Source organism: Variovorax brevis (genome assembly GCF_030317105.1).
GTDB classification, from domain to species: Bacteria; Pseudomonadota; Gammaproteobacteria; order Burkholderiales; family Burkholderiaceae_C; genus Variovorax; species Variovorax brevis.
In genome coordinates this window covers 413,205-430,832 of record NZ_JASZYG010000001.1, presented here as the reverse complement: position 1 = coordinate 430,832, position 17,628 = coordinate 413,205, and the positions used below count along the sequence as shown (strand labels likewise).

Sequence of the window (17,628 nt, the reverse complement as noted above, 5' to 3'; positions counted from 1 at the left end):
GGAAATTGCCATGAGCTTCAATCTGCGCAACCGCTCGCTGCTGACCGTGCAGGACTACACCCAGCGCGAATTCCGCTACCTGCTCGACCTGGCACGCGACCTGAAGCGTGCCAAATACGCGCGCACCGAGCAGCAGCACCTGCTCGGCAAGGAGATCTGCCTCATCTTCGAAAAGACGTCCACGCGCACCCGTTGCTCCTTCGAGGTGGCCTGCCACGACCAAGGCGCCAACGTGACCTACCTCGACCCCGCCGGCTCGCAGATCGGCCACAAGGAATCCTTCAAGGACACGGCACGCGTGCTGGGCCGCATGTACGACGCCATCGAATACCGCGGTGCCAGCCAGACCGGCGTCGAAACGCTGGCCAAGTACGCCGGCGTGCCGGTGTTCAACGGCCTCACGGACGAATACCACCCCACGCAAATGCTCGCCGACGTCATGACGATGCGCGAGCACAGCGACAAGCCGATCAGCCAGATCAAGTACACCTACTTGGGCGACGCGCGCAACAACATGGGCCACTCGCTGATGATCGTGGGCTGCATGATGGGCATGGACGTGCGCATCTGCGCGCCGAAGTCCTTGTGGCCTTCGCAGGAGTTCACCGACATCGCGCGCGGCCTGGAAGCGCGCTATGGCGCCAAGCTGACGATCACCGAAGACACACAGGCCGCCGTGAAGGACGTGGACTTCATCCACACCGACGTGTGGGTGTCCATGGGCGAACCCAAGGAGGTGTGGAAGGAGCGCATCGGCCTGCTCATGAAGTACCAGGTCAACGCCGCGCTCATGAAAGCCAGCGGAAACCCGCAGGTGAAGTTCATGCACTGCCTGCCCGCCTTCCACGACACGGAGACCACGCTGGGCAAGCAGATCGCCGAGACCTACGGCATCAGCGACGGGCTGGAGGTGAACAACGAAGTGTTCGAGTCCGAGTGGAACATCGCCTTCGAGCAGGCCGAGAACCGCATGCACACCATCAAGGCGATCCTGGTCGCCACGCTGGGAGACTGAAGGTGCTCATCGTCACCGCCCTGGGCGGCAACGCACTGCTGCGGCGCGGACAGCCCATGACCGCGGAGAACCAGCGCGAGAACGTGCGCATCGCCGCGCGCTCGCTGGCGCCGGTCGCACGCCAGCATGACCTGGTCGTTGGACACGGCAATGGCCCGCAAGTCGGCCTGCTGGCCCTTCAGGGCGCGGCCTACACCGAGGTCGAGACCTATCCGCTCGACGTGCTGGGCGCGCAGACCGAAGGCATGATCGGCTACATGATCGAGCAGGAACTGGGCAACCTGCTGCCCTTCGAGCGCCCTTTCGCAACGCTGCTCACCATGATCGAGGTCGACGCGAATGATCCGGCCTTCGCCAACCCCACCAAGTTCATCGGGCCGGTGTATCCGAAGGACGCGGCCGACAAGCTCGCCGCCGAAAAGGGCTGGGTGTTCAAGCAGGACGGCGACAAGTGGCGCCGCGTGGTCGCATCACCCGAGCCCAAGCGCATCTTCGAGTTGCGGCCCATCAAGTGGCTGATCGAGCACAACACCATCGTGATCGCTGCGGGCGGGGGCGGCATTCCGGCCGCCTATGGGCCGGAGGCCGACCACAAGAAGCTGGGCGGCATCGAGTGCGTGATCGACAAGGACCTGGCCACCGAACTGCTGGCCCGCGAACTGGGCGCGGACCTGTACGTGATGCTGACCGATGCGGACGCGGTGTATGTCGACTGGGGCCAACCCACGCAGCGGGCCATCCGCCGCGCCACGCCCGAAGCCATGTCGGCCTTCAAGTTCGCCGCCGGCTCCATGGGGCCGAAGGTCGAGGCCGCGTGCCGCTTCGTGCGTGCGACCGGCAAGCGCGCAGCCATTGGCGAACTCGCGGACCTTGGCCGCATACTGGCGGGCGATGCCGGCACGACCATTGCCGCCGATGCCGGCGCCCTTGTGTACGCCTGACATCTGCACGCAACTGAAAGGCCGCCATGTACAAGCGAATTCTCGTCCCGCTCGATGGAAGCGAACCGTCGTCGCTCGGCCTGGACCATGCCATTGGCCTGGCCTCGTCCGTCGGCGCAGCGCTGCGGCTCGTCCACTTCGTCGACCAGTTCAAGCCCCTGCCCGGAATCGCCGGCCACGCGGCCTACATGGAGCTTCTCACCAAGACGAAGGACGAGGGGCAACAGGTCCTGCAGCAGGGCCAGGAGCGCGCGGAGATGGCCGGCGTCACGGTGGAAACTGCGCTGCTCTCTTCGCCCAACAGCAAGCTCTCGGACGTGATCGCAGCGGACGCAAGGGCTTGGGGCGCCGACCTCATCGTGATCGGCACGCACGGTCGCAAGGGCATCGAGCGGATCCTCTGGGGCAGCGACACGGTAGGCGTCGTGCGCGGCGCACCGGTGCCGGTGCTGATCGTCCACGAGCCGAAGAATTCATGAACCCCTGACGTCAACGCCCTCTCCTCCGGTATGGCGAACGGCGACGTCGATCCACCACGCGGGCAGGAGACGAAGCCGATGAACAACGAAGACAAGCGCGAAGACACGGCGCGCACGCAGGTGCTCAATCCCGTGGACCGTGTATCGGAAGTGCTGTTCGGCCTGTTCATGGCACTCAGCTTCACGGGTGCCATATCGGTAGCAGACTCCGGTCGCGAGCAACTGCGGGAGATGTACATCGCCGCCATCGGATGCAACCTGGCCTGGGGCCTGGTCGATGCGGTCATGTATGTAGTGCGCACCCTCACCGATCGCGGGCGGTCGATCTCGCTTGTGCGCTCGGTTCGCAACTCGGGCGCCGAAGCCGGACGCGAACTCATCGCGGGCGCCTTGTCGAATGTCGGGGCAAAGTTCGTCGCGGCACAAGAACTCGAAGCCATCCGCGGCCGGATCGTGGCCCTGCCCTCCGTTCCCGACCGGCCGCGCCTGACCTCGGGTGACGTGGTCGCTGGCGTCGCCATCTTCCTGCTCGTGGTCGTGGCGACCTTTCCGGTGGTGCTGCCCTTCGCGCTGATCCCGGATGTGGCGGCGGCAAAGTGGATCTCCCGGTTCGTTGCGCTTGCGATGCTCTTCGTCGGTGGCTATACGCTCGGGATCTACGCGGGCTATGGCAGCAGCTGGAAGGTCGGGCTCGCGATGGCAGGGCTGGGCACGGCCCTGGTGGGCGCGATCATGGCGCTCGGCGGCTAATTTCACCAGCAAAGGGCCGGCAGGCTCCAGACGACAGGCGCCAGCCCGACCGACGGCGTCGTCGCACCCTCAGGCGATCGCCTGCACAACTTCCCCGCAGCCACATCGGCCCGTGGACCCTGCCAAGGCCACCATCTTCTGGCAAGCGTGGCAGCGCCGGTATTGCTTGCCTTCCTTCAGCCGCGTGAAGACATCGATGGCGGCTCCCTCGATCCCGGGCGTTGCAAAGAACCTGGACATCGCCTGCGCGTGCGGGCCGCTATGCATTGCAGACTTCATCTCCTCGGGAGACGCCCAAGTGACGACCGTTGTCAAACGGTTCCCACCGACCACGCTGGTGAATGTCTGCATGGCATCGCCCGCAATGAGCTCAGCCAGGACCTGACGCGATAGCTCGTTGACGAAGACCGTGTTTTCGTCGTCGCGCGCGACAATCTCCGTGACGGTCAATGTCTGGGCATCGGCCAAGGGCCTGCGACGCACCGTCGCGCCCTTGCCCAACGTTATCAGCCCCCATTCCTTTGGCTGAACGATGATTTGCCAGTCCATTTGCCGCTGCAAGGTGGCTGAGTCGAAATAGCCGACCACGCTCCTGATCCCGTCCGGGGACGCATGAATCACATCCAGTCCAGGCAGGAATGCCGACCTCCCGGTCGGTGGGAGTCCCAGCAGCGACCCGGTGTTGGTCCCCAGCATGGTCCACGCGGCGCACACGACGCCGTCAGATGCCGAGTCCATGCGCCCCGGTTTGAAACTCAAGTCGGGAAACGCCGACCACAGCTGCTCCATGTACGACCGGAACGCCTCACCCGCAATCGGTCCTGCGGTGATGGGGTCACAGTACGTGCCACCCGGCGCAAACGTTTCGAGCACGGCTCCCGCATCGCGCAGGTTCCAGGCCGAGAAGTACCGCTGGGCCAGTTCCCCGGAATCCATGACCCTGCTCCTGGTTCGGTCGGACATGTCAGCCGGGGATCTGCTCGACCGGCAGGTTTTCCGGTGCCTGCGGCCGCGCCGGAATCAGTCCATATTGCGCCATCACCTGAGCCAACCTGGCTCGATCAGGCGGCCCGCCCGCGTTGACGACGGCGCCGACATCGTGGAAATACTGCGGCCCGATGTCCGGTGTCATGATGACCAGTGCGCGCGCCACAGCATTGGCCTTGTTGATGAAGTGATGCGTCGAGCCCCGCGGCGTCGACATCCAGTCACCTGGCTCGAGGTCGCGCGATACCCCGTCGACGGAGTAGCGCAGCGTGCCTTCCAGGACGTAGACGCACTCCTCGTTGTCGGTGTGGCTGTGTGGCGGGGGAACCATGGCCCCCGCAGGCACCGTCATCTCGAACATGCCCAACCCGCCCTTTTCCGCACCATCGACGAGATAGCGGATCTCGAGTTGGCCCACCTTGATCAATTCGCCGCGCATGACTGTCTCCTTGCTTCGTTGCCGGACCGGGTATCGGGCCGGTGCGACGAAATTTAGTTCGTTGCGGTAATCTGATAAATAGTGTCCAGTTCAACCCATTGTTGCCAATGCATATGCAATGAAAAGCAGGCTGACCGGCATGAACGTGTTCGCGGAGGTGGTGGGCGCGAAGAGCTTTTCCGCCGCCGCTGACAAGCTCGGCATCTCGAAATCGCTGGCGAGCCGGGAGGTCAGCGCGCTGGAGCGCTCGCTGGCGGTAAAGCTGCTGAACCGCTCGACGCGCAAGCTCAGCCTGACCGAAGCCGGCAGCATCTTCTACGAGCACTGCGCGAACATCCTGCAGGAAGCGGAACTTGCCGAGCGACGCGTGACGCAGGCTCAGTCCGAGCCGGCCGGCGTCGTGAAGATGACCGCGATCCCGGCGTTCGCGGTGCGGCACGTGTTGCCCGCAATTGTCGAATTCCAGCAGCAATATCCAAAGATCCAGGTCAGGCTCTCCTGCAGCAATCGCACGGTGGACCTGGGCGCCGAGGGCTTCGACCTCGGCATCCGTTCGTCGCCCCCGGCGCCGAATCTGGTCGCACGAAAGCTCGCGGTCAGCCGGCTCGTCTTGCTCGCCTCGCCGGCCTATCTCGCGCAGCGCGGCACGCCGCGCCGGATCGAGGACTTGGAGAAGCACGACTGCGTGTTCTTTCCAATGCTCGCGCCCAAAGGGTCTGGACGTTCCGGCGCGGCGGGCGGAAATACGCGCTGAAGGTTCCGGCTTCGTTCGAGACCGATGACCTGGAGGCCGTCCGTGCGGCCACCCTTTGCGGCCTCGGTGTAGGCCTGCTGCCGCTCCACATGGTGGGCGCGGACGTGCGTCAAGGGACCCTCGTGCCGCTGCTGCGGCAGTTCCAACCGGTGCCCGAGGGCGCCATCTATCTGGTCTACCTGCCAAATCGTACGCAGCCGTCGCGGGTGCGGGTGCTGATCGACTTTTTCATCGCGCGCTTCGGGCCTGTGCCGCCGTGGGAGGAGAATTGGTGAAGTCCGACGGCGCAAGCAAGGCCAGGTGAGGTGCCAGGAAACCGCCGGTCGGCAGTGGCAGCCACTGGCCGTTATGGACATGTATCCACAACGGCCAGGAGCCGCAATTTGATGGTGCTCAGGAAAGCGGCCCTTGCGGCATTCGCGACCACCTTTTCAACTCATTGGCGAGCGCTTCCCCCGGTCGGCTACGGCTTTCGTCTTCGCGTCCTTGTCGTGGCCGATGGGTCGGCCTGCTTCAGGGTCTCCTGCGCCCAGAGGGTGATGGCGCGTTCCGTGCTGCGTCCTTCCTCGACGAGCCACGCGCGGAATTCAGCGATCACCGCGTTGTGAGCGGACGCAGGTGAAGTATTGGCGTAGTAGTGCCGATGCATCGCCCCATGCAAGCCGAAGGGCGCGCACAGCTTTCCCGCCACGATGTCGTCTGCGACCAGGAAAAGCGGCACCAGCACCACGCCAAGTCCCTCCGATGCAGCCTGCAAGGCGAAGTACATCTGCTCGAAGTCAAGCGTGCCGACGCCTGCGATCTTCTGCAGGCCCGCCGCTTCGAACCACGTCGACCACGGGTAGGGCTCGGTCGTGTAGCGAATCAGCGTATGTCGTGCCAGGTCCGCGGGGCTGTGCAAGCCTCCCGACTCGACGAAGTCCGCATGACAGACAGGAACGATGGTCTCCGTCATGAAGGGCACGGAGTCGCACCCTGTCATCGGCTCCAGCGCCCCCCGTATGGCGATGTCGTACTTGTTCTCCTGGAAGTGCACCGGGGCAATCGATGTGGTCAACCGCACTTCCACGCCAGGTCGCTTGCGTTGAAAAGTCGATAGCCGCGGGATCAGCCAGCGCATCGTGAAAGTCGGCGGGGCGCTCACGTTGATGGCCGACGTGGTCTGCGTGGCCTGCGCCGTTGCGACGGACAAGCGATCGAGAAGCGAAGTGAGTTCCTGCGCATAGGCACGGCCGCTGTCCGTCAGTCCTATCTGCGAGGCACTGCGCTGGAAGAGTGCGACGCCCAGCCAATCCTCCAGCAGCGTGACCTGCCTGCTGACCGCGCCGTGCGTGACATGCAGTTCCTCCGCAGCCTTGGTGAAGCTGACATGGCGGGCGGCGGCCTCAAAGGCTTTCAGGGCGTTGAGCGGCGGGAGCTTTCTCATGATGGCACTCGCAAAAGTCGCGGCGTCCGGGCGTGCGCCGCGCTGTGAGATTTTCTCACGCTGGGCCAGTTTTGATCGATTGCCCGGAAGGCGGCGGGAAAACAGAATTCTCCTACCGAAACGAGACAAACGAAGAGACCAGCAAACACGCAGCAGCACAGGAATGTGAGATTTCCTGAGGCCGCCACCGACCGCGCTGACCTGCTCTCCCCACTTGAAGCAACAACCAACCCGCGTGAAAACATGAAAGCAGCACCCTTCGACTACGTCCGCGCGGAATCCCTGGAGCACGCGCTGGACTGCCTGAACCAGTACGGCATGGATGCCAAGGCGATCGCCGGTGGACAGAGCCTTGTTCCCATGATGGCGATGCGCCTCGCAAGGCCCACTGTGCTTCTGGACATCTACCGCCTTGCCGATCTGCGGCAGGTAAGCATCGAGGCGGACAGGGTCCGGATGGGCGCCACGACCCGGCAGCGGACAGTGGAGCACGGGACTGAACTTCATGCGGCGCTGCCGCTGGTTCGCGACGCCTTGCGCTGGGTGGGACATATCCAGACGCGCAATCGCGGGACGGTCGGCGGCAGCCTGGTTCACGCGGACCCCTCGGCCGAACTGCCGCTGGCTGCAGCGGTGCTCGATGCGACGCTGCGGCTGCGAAGCCAGGCCGATGGAGAGCGCCACGTTTCCGCACAGGAATTCTTTCTCGGCCCCATGTTTACTGCTACCGGTGAAACCGAATGCCTCGTCGGAATCGAGTGGCCGGTGTGGCAAGGCACCGTCACCACAGCCTTCGATGAAACCGCGATGCGCAGTGGCGACTTCGCCATGGCTTCTGCCGCCTGCCAGATCGAACTGGATGCAGACGGCGTCTGCCGCCGCGTGGCCTTCGGCGTCGGCGGGGTGGATGGCACGCCAAGGGCATTCCCCGAACTGGCCCGGCAGTTGGTCGGCTATCGCATCGATTCGGCCATGGCCAGGGAAATGGCCCAAGCCGCCATGCAACAGACCGAGCCGGGTTCGGACCTGCATGCGAGCGCCGACTACCGGCGCCATCTGGGCGTCGTGATGCTCACGCGCGTCCTGCTCAAAGCCGTCCAGGCGCATAGCCCCGCATCCACCCTTCAACACTGAGACAAGAAAGCAACCGCCATGTCTTCCTCCCTTGTGACCGTAGAAATCAAGGTCAACGGCGTCATACAGCCCCGCGCCATCGAAGCGCGCACCACACTGGTCGACTTCGTGCGCGACCACCTGGGCCTCACCGGGACCCACGTGGGGTGCGAACACGGCATCTGCGGTGCGTGTTCCGTCTTGCTGGACGGTGAGCCTGTGCGTTCCTGCTGCATGTTCGCCGTCCAGGCCGATGGCATGTCGGTGACCACCGTCGAGGGCCTGGCGCCGCAGCGCGGATGCCTGTCGAAGATCCAGGACGCCTTCTGCGAAACGCACGCGCTGCAGTGCGGCTACTGCACGCCGGGAATGCTGGTCGCCTGTCATGCACTGGTGGAGCGCACGCCGCAACCCAGCGAGGCCCAGATCCGTGACGCGATCGGCGGCAACCTCTGCCGCTGCACCGGCTACCAACAGATCGTTGATGCCGTGAAGCTGGCCACCTCGCCGGGATATGAGGTCAAGCAAGCCCAAGGCAAGCGCGAGGAGGTGTCCCATGGCTGATCCGAAGCACCCTGCCTACCAGGCTTTCAAATACGTCGGCCGGCATCGCCGGGCGGTGGAACACCGTCGCTTCGTCACGGGCCAGGGCCACTATGCGGCCGACGTGGTCCCGGCGGGACTGCTGCATGTGGCCATCGTTGCCAGTCCCTATGCGAGCGCCCGGATCCTGTCCATCGACACGTCTGCCGCGCTGGAGATGCCGGGGGTGCACGAGGCACTGACCGGCGAGGAACTCAATGACGCCATCGATCCCATGCTGCCCGGGGTCGACGCGCCCAAAGTGGCGCGCTACCCGCTGGCGCGGGGCGTGGTGCGCTATGCCGGCGAGTGGGTCGTCGCCGTCGTGGCGGAGACCCGCGCCCTGGCCGAGGATGCCGCCGAGCTGGTCAATGTCGAGTACGAGCCCACGCCTCACGTGGTGGATCCCGAGGCAGCCATGGCGCCCGATGCGCCCAAGGTGCACCCGGCGCACGGCGGCAACATCATCTGGAACCGCAAGTTCACCTGGGGTGAGGTCGACGAGCACTTCGCTGCAGCGGAGCACCAGCTGAGCTACCGGGCGCGGTGGGCGCGCAGCTCCACCGTGCCGATCGAGACCTTCGTCGCCACCTGCAGCTGGAACGATGCGACGCAGATCCTGGATGTCTGGGCCTCGATCCAGATGCCCAAGTATCCCGACCTGCTGGCCAAGTGCCTGCGCCTGCCCGGCAACGGCGTGCGCGTGCACTTCGACGTGGACGTGGGCGGCAGCTACGGCTTGAAGCGCGGCCTCAAGCACACAATCCTGGTGGGCTTCCTGGCTCGCAAGCTGGGTCGGCCGGTGCGCTTCCTGGAAGACAGGCTGGAGAACATGCGCGGCGGCGACATGCAGGGGCCGGACCGAATCTTCGAGGTCAGCCTGGCCTTCAATGGCGATGGCGCCATCCAGTCGATGCGCATGCGCGCCATCGATGACATCGGCGCGTATTCCGGTCGCTCTCCCCTGCAGCTTGGCAAGCCCGTGGGCGCCATCGTGGGGCCGTACAAGATCGCCAGCGTCGAGTACGACGCCTACTCGGTGATGACCAACAAGACGCCGCAGGAAGCGGTGCGTGGCTTCGGCCAGGCGCCGACCAACTACGCCATCGAAACGGGCATCGACAGGGTCGCCCGCTACCTCGGCATGGACCGCGTTGAGCTTCGGCGCAAGAACCTGATTCACAAGGACTCATTCCCCTACCTGATTCCGAGCGGCACCTGGTACGACTCGGGCGACTTCGAGGCCGTGATGGACAAGGCGCTCGCGGCGGCGGGATACGACGAGCTGCTCCAGCAGCGGGACGCGCTGCGGTCCAAAGGCTTGCTGGCAGGCATCGGCGTGTCCACCTGCCTCGAGCCTTCCGGCGGCAATTCCGCCTTCGAGCCCCTCTTCAATCCGAAGAACGAGACGACGACGTGGATGGATTCCTGCCTCATCCGCATCGACCTCAATGGTGCGGTGACGGCCTTGATGGGCACGTCCACCTCGGGGCAGGCGCATGAGACGCTGGTGTCGACCGTGGTCGGCGAAGTGCTGCAGCGAGAGCCGGACAGCATCCGCGTTCTGCATGCGGATTCGCTCAACGCGCTGCCATCGAACAGCCCGGTGGGCAGCCGCATGGCCATCATGCTCGGCGGCGCCGCGGCCGGTGCCGCAAAGATCCTCAAAAACAAGCTGCTCACGATCGCTGCGCACAACCTGGAGGTGGCAGAAGAAGAGCTGGTCTATGAGGACGGCAACGTCCTTGTGCAGGCCGATCCGGCTCGCCGAATGACCTGGGACGAACTCGTACAAATCGCCCACCGCAAGTACCACTGCATGCCCTCGGGCATGGAGCCCGGACTGCAGGAGAAGTTTTGCTGGGAAGTGCCCACGGGCGGCAAGATGCCCACAGAGGACGGGCGCGTGCAGATGTACCCGTGCCACTCCTTCGAGTCGCACGTCGTGCTCGCCAGCATCGACCAGCAGACCGGCAAGACACACCTGCATCGCTACGCCGTCGGCCACGACTGCGGCGTGATGATCAGCCCGGACGTGGTCCACGGCATGACCTACGGCGGTGTCGCCCATGGATTGGGCGCTGCACTGCTCGAGAAGTTTGCCTTCTCCGAAGAAGGGCAACTGCTCTCGGGCACCTTCATGGACTACCTCCTGCCCAGTGCGGAAGAGGTGCCCTCGATCACCATCGTCGACCACTGCACGCCATCGCCTCTGACGGTATTCGGTCAGAAAGGCTCTGGCGAGGCCGGATACCTCGGCGGCCCCGCTGCGATCGCCAGCGCCATCAACGACGCGCTCGCTCCGGTCGGCGCAAACATCAACGAACTGCCCATGACGCCGCAAGCCGTCTGGCGCGCCCTGCGCGCGGCCGGGGTGAAGGAATCCGAATGACGAACTCAGACATCCAGCAGCGCCGTGTGCGCGGCCACCACGGAGAACTGTCGGTGCGCCTGCAAGGCGATCCGAAAGACCCGGCCATCGTCATGACCCACTCCATCCTGTCGTCCGGCCTCATGTGGGACGAGCAGGCCGCACTCCTCGCCGGGCAAGGTTGGCATGTGGTTCGCATCGATACCACGGGCCACGGAGATTCCCCGGTGCCAACGGCCCACGCAGTCACCATGGACGGCCTGGCCGCGGACACCATCGCGGTGCTGGATGCACTGGGCATCGCGAGGGCGCACTACGTGGGGCTGTCTCTTGGCGGCATGAGCGGGTTCGGGCTGGGCATCCAGCATGGTGCGCGGCTCCTGAGCCTCGTGCTGTGCGCCGCGAGAGCCGACGCACCGCCTGCAGTGTCCGTGCCCTGGGACGAGCGCATCGCGCTTGCCAATGAGCACGGGACCTGCGCACCGCTTGCCGGACCGACGATCGAGCGCTGGTTTGGAAAGGAGTTCGTTGCTGCGAACCCCGAGACTTCCAGCCGACTTCAGGGCATCGCTGCTTCCACCTCGGTCAAAGGGTTTGTCGGATGCGCCCGGGCCATACAGGGCCTGGACTACCTCGCCGATGTGGCGCGCATTGCAACTCCCACCACGCTGATCGTCGGCTCGAACGATGGCGTGCTGCCCGAGGCGATGCGCACCCTGCAACAGCGCATCCCGGGCGCTGCGCTCGAAACGATTGCCCACGCGGGGCACTTGCCCAACGTCGACCAACCCACTGCGTTCAACGCGGCGCTGCTGCGCCACTTCGAGCAGGTCCGCCAATAACCCCCACCCACTGACCCACGGAGACTCTCATGCACCCCCAACTCATCATCGAACAGCAGGGCCGCCTGTTGTCCGTGACCCTCAACCGCACCGAAGACAACGGCGTTTCGGACAGCATGGCTTCGGCCTTGTCGCAACTGTTGGCAACCGCCCATCAGACGTCCGATGCCGTCCTGCTGCGCAGCGCCGGCCCGGACTTCTGCACCGGCCGGATTCGCGATGCCGGGCCGACGCCCGCAGCCTCCGAGGCGTATACCCGCCGCGATGAATACGACGGCATCTTCGGCAGCTACCAGGCCATGCGCGGTGCGAAGGTGCCGATCATCGGCGTGATCAAGGGGCGTTGCATGGGCTTCGGCACAGCGATCGCGTCCTTGTGTGACGTCAGCTTCGCCAGCGACACCGCCACGTTCAACATTCCGGAGATCGGCCACAACGTGATGCCGACGATGGTGATGTCGGCGGTATACGACCGCATGAACCGCAACGCCATTCTCTGGATGGCGTACTCCACCGATTTCATCGACGCGCAGCGCGCCCTGGCCTATGGACTTGTCAGCCAGGTGGTGCCGGACGCCAAGCTGGACGCCGAAGTGGATCGCTTCGTCGGCGTGCTGTTGTCTCGCCCGCGCCCGGCGATCCTGGGCCTCAAGGAATACCTGCGCGTGGCGCCTCGCATGGACGAGCAGGCTGCCATCGACTATGCGCGCAGCCTGCATTCCATGGTGAACACGGCGGGTGCAATGAAGAAGAACACGCATTGAGGCAGCCATCATGGAAATCACCGGCACACAAACCATCGCGGCCCCACGCCAACGCGTCTGGGACGCACTGAACGATCCCGACATCCTGAAATTGAGCCTGCCCGGCTGCGAGTCCGTTGAGCGGACATCCGCGGAGGAATTCAAGGTGATCGTCGCCGCAGCCATCGGTCCGCTGCGTGCGCGCTTCAAAGGGCTGCTCAAGATGTCGGATGTCGATGCGCCCGGCTCCTGCACCATGTTGTTCGAGGGACAGGGAGGAGCGATCGGCTTCGGCAAGGGAAACTCCTCCGTCAAGCTGACCGAATCCAACGGCCAGACGGAGCTTACCTACACCGCCGAGGCGCAGGTGGGCGGCAAGCTCGCACAGGTGGGTTCGCGGCTCATCGACAGCGTCGCGCGCAAGATGGCCGACGACTTCTTCAAGGCATTCAAGGCGCAATTGGGCGACGTGCCGGCAGCGGCAAAGAGCGCGCTCGTGGCGGTGCCCATTGCGAAAACTTCCGCAGGTCAAGCAGGCAATGCGGTGCCGACATCGCCAGGCCTCGACGACACTGGCGCTGTGGTGGCCCCTGCAGCGCCAGCAGTCCCCGTCGTCCAGCCGGCGGCAATCGTCCCTGCTGGCGTGCAGGTGCCCGGTTGGTGGCTTGCCATTGCGGCAGCCATCGGCTCCTTCGCGACGCTGGCAGGCGTCTTGTTCGCACGCTGAGCGGCGACATCTTCCACCACCCACTGACAGATTGATGGAGACAGACATGAAGAATGCTGGAATCACCCGACGCAGCGTCGTCCTTGCTGCTGCAGGCGTCAGCTTCGCCGGGGCAACACGCGCTCAGCTTTCCAATGGATCGCAGGTCGTGAAGATCCTCGTCGGATTCCCTGCCGGACAGGCCACCGACATCGTGGCCCGGCTGCTCGCCAACAAGCTGCCCGCCGTGACCGGTGCCAATTACATCGTCGACAACAAGCCGGGCCAAGGTGGAAGTCTCGCCATGGGGGCGCTTGCAAAATCCCCGGCCGATGGCAGCGTCATGATGCTCACGCACATGTCCGCCGTCGCGACCAACCCGCACATGTACAAGTCGGTGCCCTACGACTCGATGAAGGACTTCGTGCCGGTGGGACTGCTCGGCGACCTTCCTTTTGTGCTGGTATGCAATCCATCGCTGCCCTTCAGCAACGTGGAGCAGCTGGTGCGCTACGCCAAGGAGAACCCGGGCAAGTTGACGAACGCGTCCTCAGGCAACGGCACGGTGTCCCACTTGGCCATGGAAGACTTCAAGCGCCGTGCGGGCATCGACATCCTGCATGTGCCCTACAAGGGCAGTGGCCCCGGCCTGACGGACGTGGTCGCGGGTCAGGTGTCTCTCGCCCTGGAGACGGCAGCGGCCGTGCAGCCCTTTGTCCAGTCCGGTCGCCTCAAGGCGCTGGGCGTGGGCACGACCACGCGGCTGAGCACGATGCCGAACGTGCCGACCATTGCGGAGCAAGGCTTCAAGGATTTCAGCGCCGTCACCTGGCTGATGCTTCTCTATCCTGCCGGCACGAACAGCAAGTTGGTGGAAAGCACCTTTGTGGCAATGAACAAGGCCATGCAGACGCCCGAAGTCGATGCACGCATGCGGCAGATTGGCACCATTCCGAGGTTCAGCAAGAGCCCGGCGGAAGCGGCGGCTTTCGTGCGGAGCGAATACGCCCACTGGGGCGAGGCGGTCAGACGCAGCGGAGTTCAGCTCGATTAGACAGGTGCGAAATTCCGTATTGATGTACTCAATGTGCGTCCCTGTCCGGTTGCGGAAAAATGGAGAGGGTGCTTGGTGTCAATGGTCTGCCGGACTGTGGCTCACAGCATGAGTTCGCCCCGCGTGCGGGAACAACTGCCAACGCTGCGTTGAAGTCTTGGCGGTGAAGCTCGCCAGCGTGGTTCTGAACCTCCAGGCGCCGTACTTGAGCCCAACCGATGTGATAGCGGCTCGTTGCCGCGGGCGTCGAATAATCCGCTGTCGATACGGACCATTCTTTTGGAGGATGTTTTCACCGCGGCTTGCGTACCCTATCCGTTGAGCGCGAAAGGCCCCGCATGGGACCAGATGTGGCGAATTCCAGATGTTCGATCGAGCCCGGTCAAGTCGGGTGCATGGCCGAAATCACATCGAGGTCACCACCAGCTTCTACCTCATGGAGGCCATGGGCAGAGGGCTGCGAAAGGAGAAGGGCAAGGAGAAGTATCGTCAACATGCGTGGCTGACCCTGAACGATGCCGCCACACGGGCCAGCTACCCCGTGTCACACGACTTGCTGCGCACAGCGGAGCCAAGTCGAACGAACGCGGCAGGCGCGTCTTTGCCTCCTTTGTCATCTACATGACGAATTTCACTTGGGTAAGAGCGGGATTCGAAGAGAGACGAACCCATCGCTCCGGAGGGTAATGTCGCTTCAAGACTGGTTGCTGCCCTTGGCTGCAACTGCTCCACAGGCTCGGCTGGGCCCCTTGTCGCCCTTGGAGGTATCCCTCGGAGTGGCTGCAATGCAAATATGAGCTGCCGTTTGCGGCAGCATCGGCGAAGCAGGTTTTGCACCTTTGCCGTCATTTGGCGGGAAACAGCGCTGAAGGTTTCGGTGACATTCTGGGGCACACGAAAAACGGGCTCATCCCACTTCGTCACGGCAAGCGTGACGTCGAAGAGTTCGTGGGCCGATTGCAGGCATTGAACCCCCTCTTTCCCCCTCTCTATGGTGGCGAAGCATTTTTGCCACCGATTCGGCCAAGCCCGAAGGTGGGTCTCGCAGCATATGTCGCGGCGACCGATCAATGCGTGACAGAGCACAGTTGCTACTTTCCGGGAACGCCCTTCAATGATTGCTGCCCGCGGTCATTGAACAATATGCCAGAGCCTGAGACCAGATCTTTCACCGTGCGCGAGACGAGTACTTCCTCAGCAGCAGCCCGGGCGCTCGAGGTGCGGATGGACGACCTTCGAGCAATGCTCGACGCTGTAGGCTCGCAGCGAGCCGCGTTGTTCGGCTGGTCGGAGGGTGGGGCCGATGTGTGCGCTTTTCGCGGCGACGTACCGTCAACGCACATCCGCACCCATCATGGCTGGTTCGTATTCACGCATGATGGTCGCACCGGACCACCCCTTCGGTCGCACGCCTGGTCAGCTGGAAGCCATGCTGGCCGAGATAGAGCGTGATTTGGGATGCCCCCTGGGCATTGAGCGCGCGCGCCGAGCCGACTCGTTGATGAGGCTTTCGTCAACGATGGGCACGGTACCTTCGCATGAGCGCGATCCCGACCGCAGCGGCGCATGCTGATGCGCATGAACTCAGTGTGTTGCGCTTACCAGCCAACGCCCGGTTTCGCCGCATATCGCGAAAGAATGCCGTCGTTCCATCTTCGGGACGGCCCGGACTCGGAAACTTTCGCCGGAATTTCGGTTTCCCCATTTTGGCCATGGCGCCCTGGCGCAGGCCGGAGCACAATGGCGCGAGGAGATAAAGCTTCCATGTTCGCGGTGCCTGGCGGCAGGCCGTCTCCGGATCTCGATGTACGCCGATTCACTGTTTGCTGAGATTGACGCATCCGCAGAATTGCGTCCTTGTCGCACGCCGCTGCGTGCAGAGTCGGCGCGGGTGACACCGATGACACCCGACACCAAGTACACAACGAGTGGCGGCGTCAGTATCGCCTATTGCCTGCACCGGCAACGCCAGGTCATTCACGCTATGCAGGATCAATTTTTGCGCCAGAGCCTCCGGAGAACCGTATAACTGCCACGATGCGAAACGCCTTGGCGCAGGCCGGGAAAGTCACTGCGGCTTGAGGTCAACACCGGTCTCGGCGAGCGTTCGTGCAAGGCTGGTCGACAGCGCACACGCCAAAGGAACCGGCGGCCAATCGCTTACGACAAGGCTTCCAAATCCCGCCGCTGAGGGACGACGGGCGAACAAAGTGGAGCACTGCTCGACATGCATCGCGCACGGCAGTATCTTTCAGCATTGAATCTGCCAATGATCCCGTCCTGAGCTCGAAAAGGAGCGAAGTGATGAAAGCGCTGTGGAAGCTGTGTGCGGTCTTCGGGCTGGCACTCGGCGCGGCGAGCTTGGCCAGCGCCCACTGGGAGGACCAACCACCGCACCAGATGGCCCAGCTTGGCGAGCTCAAGCTCGAAAACGGCGCTGTGATCCCGAACCTGAAGATGAGCTATGTCACCCACGGCAAGCTCAACGCCGCGAAGGACAACGCCATCCTGTTCCTGCACGGGTTTGGCGGCAACCATCACAACATCGACCATCACATCGGACCGGGCCGGGCCTTGGACACCGACAAGTTCTTCATCATCTGCACCGACTCGCTCGGCGCTACGCAGACCAGCTACGAGCATTCGACGAGCCCGACCAACAGCGGGCTGAAGATGGCGTTCCCGCAGTACACCGGCCGCGACATGGTGAAGGCGCAGTACAAGCTCGTGACGGAAGGGCTCGGCATTTCGCACCTGCTCGCAGTGACCGGGATCTCGTCGGGGGGAAAGTACAGCGTCCAGTTCGCGGTGAGCTACCCCGACTTCATGGATGGCATCGTTCCAATCGTCGGTGGCAGCAATATCTCCAGCAGCGGGAGCCGCTTTTTCTGGCCGCTGATGATCTCGATGATCGAGTCCTGCACGGGTTGGAACGGGGGAAACTATGACGAGAACCCGAAGAACTGCGCAACGCAATCGCTCTCCGTGCTCACCAGCAACTTCTACAGCCGCGAGTGGTGGGAGCAGCACCTCGATACCGCTGAGGCCTACCAGCGATGGCGCGTGGCGATGGGGGCCTACTATCTGGATGTCCAGGATACCCGCGACCTCTTCTACATGTACCGATCGTTTGACGGCATCGGTGACACGCCGGGCTTCAACGGCAGCGCAGAGGCGGCCTTGGGTTCGATCAAGGCAAAGTCCCTCTTCATCCATTCGTTGCAAGATCAACTTGTCCCGCCGCAAAACATTGCCGCCGAGGTCAAGATGATCCCGAAGGCGCGCGCCGTCGCCATCGACTCCACAGCCGGCCACACCATCTGGTATGGAGCCGACCCGCAGGCCACCGTGGCCATGAGCCTCGCGATGAAGGCCTTCCTGGCCGAGTTGACGGCGAGCAAGACCGCCGGTCGCTGATACGAACCA

General features: G+C 63.9%; 17 protein-coding genes. 14 read left to right on the top strand and 3 right to left on the bottom strand.

The features are described 5' to 3' along the window. Positions 1-10: 10 nt before the first annotated feature. From QTI66_RS01765 to QTI66_RS01750, 4 genes are all read left to right on the top strand, one after another. Positions 11-1,015 (top strand): ornithine carbamoyltransferase, encoded by a 1,005-nt coding sequence (locus QTI66_RS01765; RefSeq protein WP_286557067.1) that lies wholly within the window; start codon positions 11-13, stop codon positions 1,013-1,015. A gap of 2 nt (positions 1,016-1,017) precedes the next feature. Continuing rightward, positions 1,018-1,956: a carbamate kinase gene (arcC, locus tag QTI66_RS01760; protein ID WP_286557065.1), complete on the top strand. Its 939-nt coding sequence runs from the start codon at positions 1,018-1,020 to the stop codon at positions 1,954-1,956. A gap of 26 nt (positions 1,957-1,982) precedes the next feature. Next, positions 1,983-2,435: a universal stress protein gene (locus QTI66_RS01755; protein WP_286557064.1), complete on the top strand. Its 453-nt coding sequence runs from the start codon at positions 1,983-1,985 to the stop codon at positions 2,433-2,435. Positions 2,436-2,513: 78 nt separating this feature from the next. Then, positions 2,514-3,185 carry a VIT1/CCC1 transporter family protein gene (locus tag QTI66_RS01750; protein ID WP_286557063.1) on the top strand — a complete coding sequence of 224 codons (672 nt, stop codon included), beginning with the start codon at positions 2,514-2,516 and terminating at the stop codon, positions 3,183-3,185. 69 nt (positions 3,186-3,254) lie between these two features. On the opposite strand, the gene QTI66_RS01745 is transcribed toward QTI66_RS01750, so the two are convergent. Both QTI66_RS01745 and QTI66_RS01740 read right to left on the bottom strand, forming a co-directional pair. Further along, positions 3,255-4,121: an ester cyclase gene (locus QTI66_RS01745; RefSeq protein WP_286557061.1), complete on the bottom strand. Its 867-nt coding sequence runs from the start codon at positions 4,119-4,121 to the stop codon at positions 3,255-3,257. 28 nt (positions 4,122-4,149) lie between these two features. Continuing rightward, complete coding sequence (locus QTI66_RS01740; RefSeq protein ID WP_286557060.1) at positions 4,150-4,611, bottom strand: cupin domain-containing protein; 462 nt, start codon at positions 4,609-4,611, stop codon at positions 4,150-4,152. Positions 4,612-4,750: 139 nt separating this feature from the next. On the opposite strand from QTI66_RS01740, the gene QTI66_RS01735 reads away from it, so the two are divergent. Further along, a complete protein-coding gene (locus tag QTI66_RS01735) occupies positions 4,751-5,365 on the top strand; it encodes a LysR family transcriptional regulator (RefSeq protein ID WP_286557059.1) in 615 nt (204 codons plus the stop codon). Continuing rightward, positions 5,293-5,640 carry a LysR substrate-binding domain-containing protein gene (locus QTI66_RS01730; protein WP_353506181.1) on the top strand — a complete coding sequence of 116 codons (348 nt, stop codon included), beginning with the start codon at positions 5,293-5,295 and terminating at the stop codon, positions 5,638-5,640. Before QTI66_RS01735 ends, QTI66_RS01730 begins: the two co-directional genes overlap by 73 nt. A gap of 188 nt (positions 5,641-5,828) precedes the next feature. On the opposite strand, the gene gcvA is transcribed toward QTI66_RS01730, so the two are convergent. Beyond that, positions 5,829-6,791: a transcriptional regulator GcvA gene (gene gcvA, locus QTI66_RS01725; protein WP_286557058.1), complete on the bottom strand. Its 963-nt coding sequence runs from the start codon at positions 6,789-6,791 to the stop codon at positions 5,829-5,831. 243 nt (positions 6,792-7,034) lie between these two features. Between gcvA and QTI66_RS01720 the strand changes: the two genes are divergently transcribed. From QTI66_RS01720 to QTI66_RS01685, 8 genes are all read left to right on the top strand, one after another. After that, a complete protein-coding gene (locus QTI66_RS01720) occupies positions 7,035-7,925 on the top strand; it encodes an FAD binding domain-containing protein (RefSeq protein ID WP_286557056.1) in 891 nt (296 codons plus the stop codon). An 18-nt stretch (positions 7,926-7,943) separates the two neighbouring features. Continuing rightward, positions 7,944-8,468 carry a (2Fe-2S)-binding protein gene (locus QTI66_RS01715; protein ID WP_286557054.1) on the top strand — a complete coding sequence of 175 codons (525 nt, stop codon included), beginning with the start codon at positions 7,944-7,946 and terminating at the stop codon, positions 8,466-8,468. Then, positions 8,461-10,878 (top strand): xanthine dehydrogenase family protein molybdopterin-binding subunit, encoded by a 2,418-nt coding sequence (locus QTI66_RS01710; RefSeq protein ID WP_286557052.1) that lies wholly within the window; start codon positions 8,461-8,463, stop codon positions 10,876-10,878. The genes QTI66_RS01715 and QTI66_RS01710 overlap by 8 nt, the downstream gene beginning before the upstream one ends. Continuing rightward, positions 10,875-11,699, top strand: a complete 825-nt coding sequence (locus QTI66_RS01705; RefSeq protein ID WP_286557050.1) for an alpha/beta fold hydrolase — start codon at positions 10,875-10,877, stop codon at positions 11,697-11,699. The genes QTI66_RS01710 and QTI66_RS01705 overlap by 4 nt, the downstream gene beginning before the upstream one ends. A gap of 29 nt (positions 11,700-11,728) precedes the next feature. Then, positions 11,729-12,463, top strand: a complete 735-nt coding sequence (locus QTI66_RS01700) for an enoyl-CoA hydratase/isomerase family protein (RefSeq protein WP_286557049.1) — start codon at positions 11,729-11,731, stop codon at positions 12,461-12,463. 10 nt (positions 12,464-12,473) lie between these two features. Further along, positions 12,474-13,169 carry an SRPBCC family protein gene (locus QTI66_RS01695; protein WP_286557048.1) on the top strand — a complete coding sequence of 232 codons (696 nt, stop codon included), beginning with the start codon at positions 12,474-12,476 and terminating at the stop codon, positions 13,167-13,169. A gap of 46 nt (positions 13,170-13,215) precedes the next feature. Then, the gene (locus QTI66_RS01690) at positions 13,216-14,202 is read left to right on the top strand and encodes a Bug family tripartite tricarboxylate transporter substrate binding protein (RefSeq protein WP_286557047.1); all 987 of its coding nucleotides are present in this window, start codon (positions 13,216-13,218) and stop codon (positions 14,200-14,202) included. Positions 14,203-16,506: 2,304 nt separating this feature from the next. Next, the gene (locus QTI66_RS01685) at positions 16,507-17,619 is read left to right on the top strand and encodes an alpha/beta fold hydrolase (protein ID WP_286557046.1); all 1,113 of its coding nucleotides are present in this window, start codon (positions 16,507-16,509) and stop codon (positions 17,617-17,619) included. Positions 17,620-17,628 lie beyond the last annotated feature (9 nt).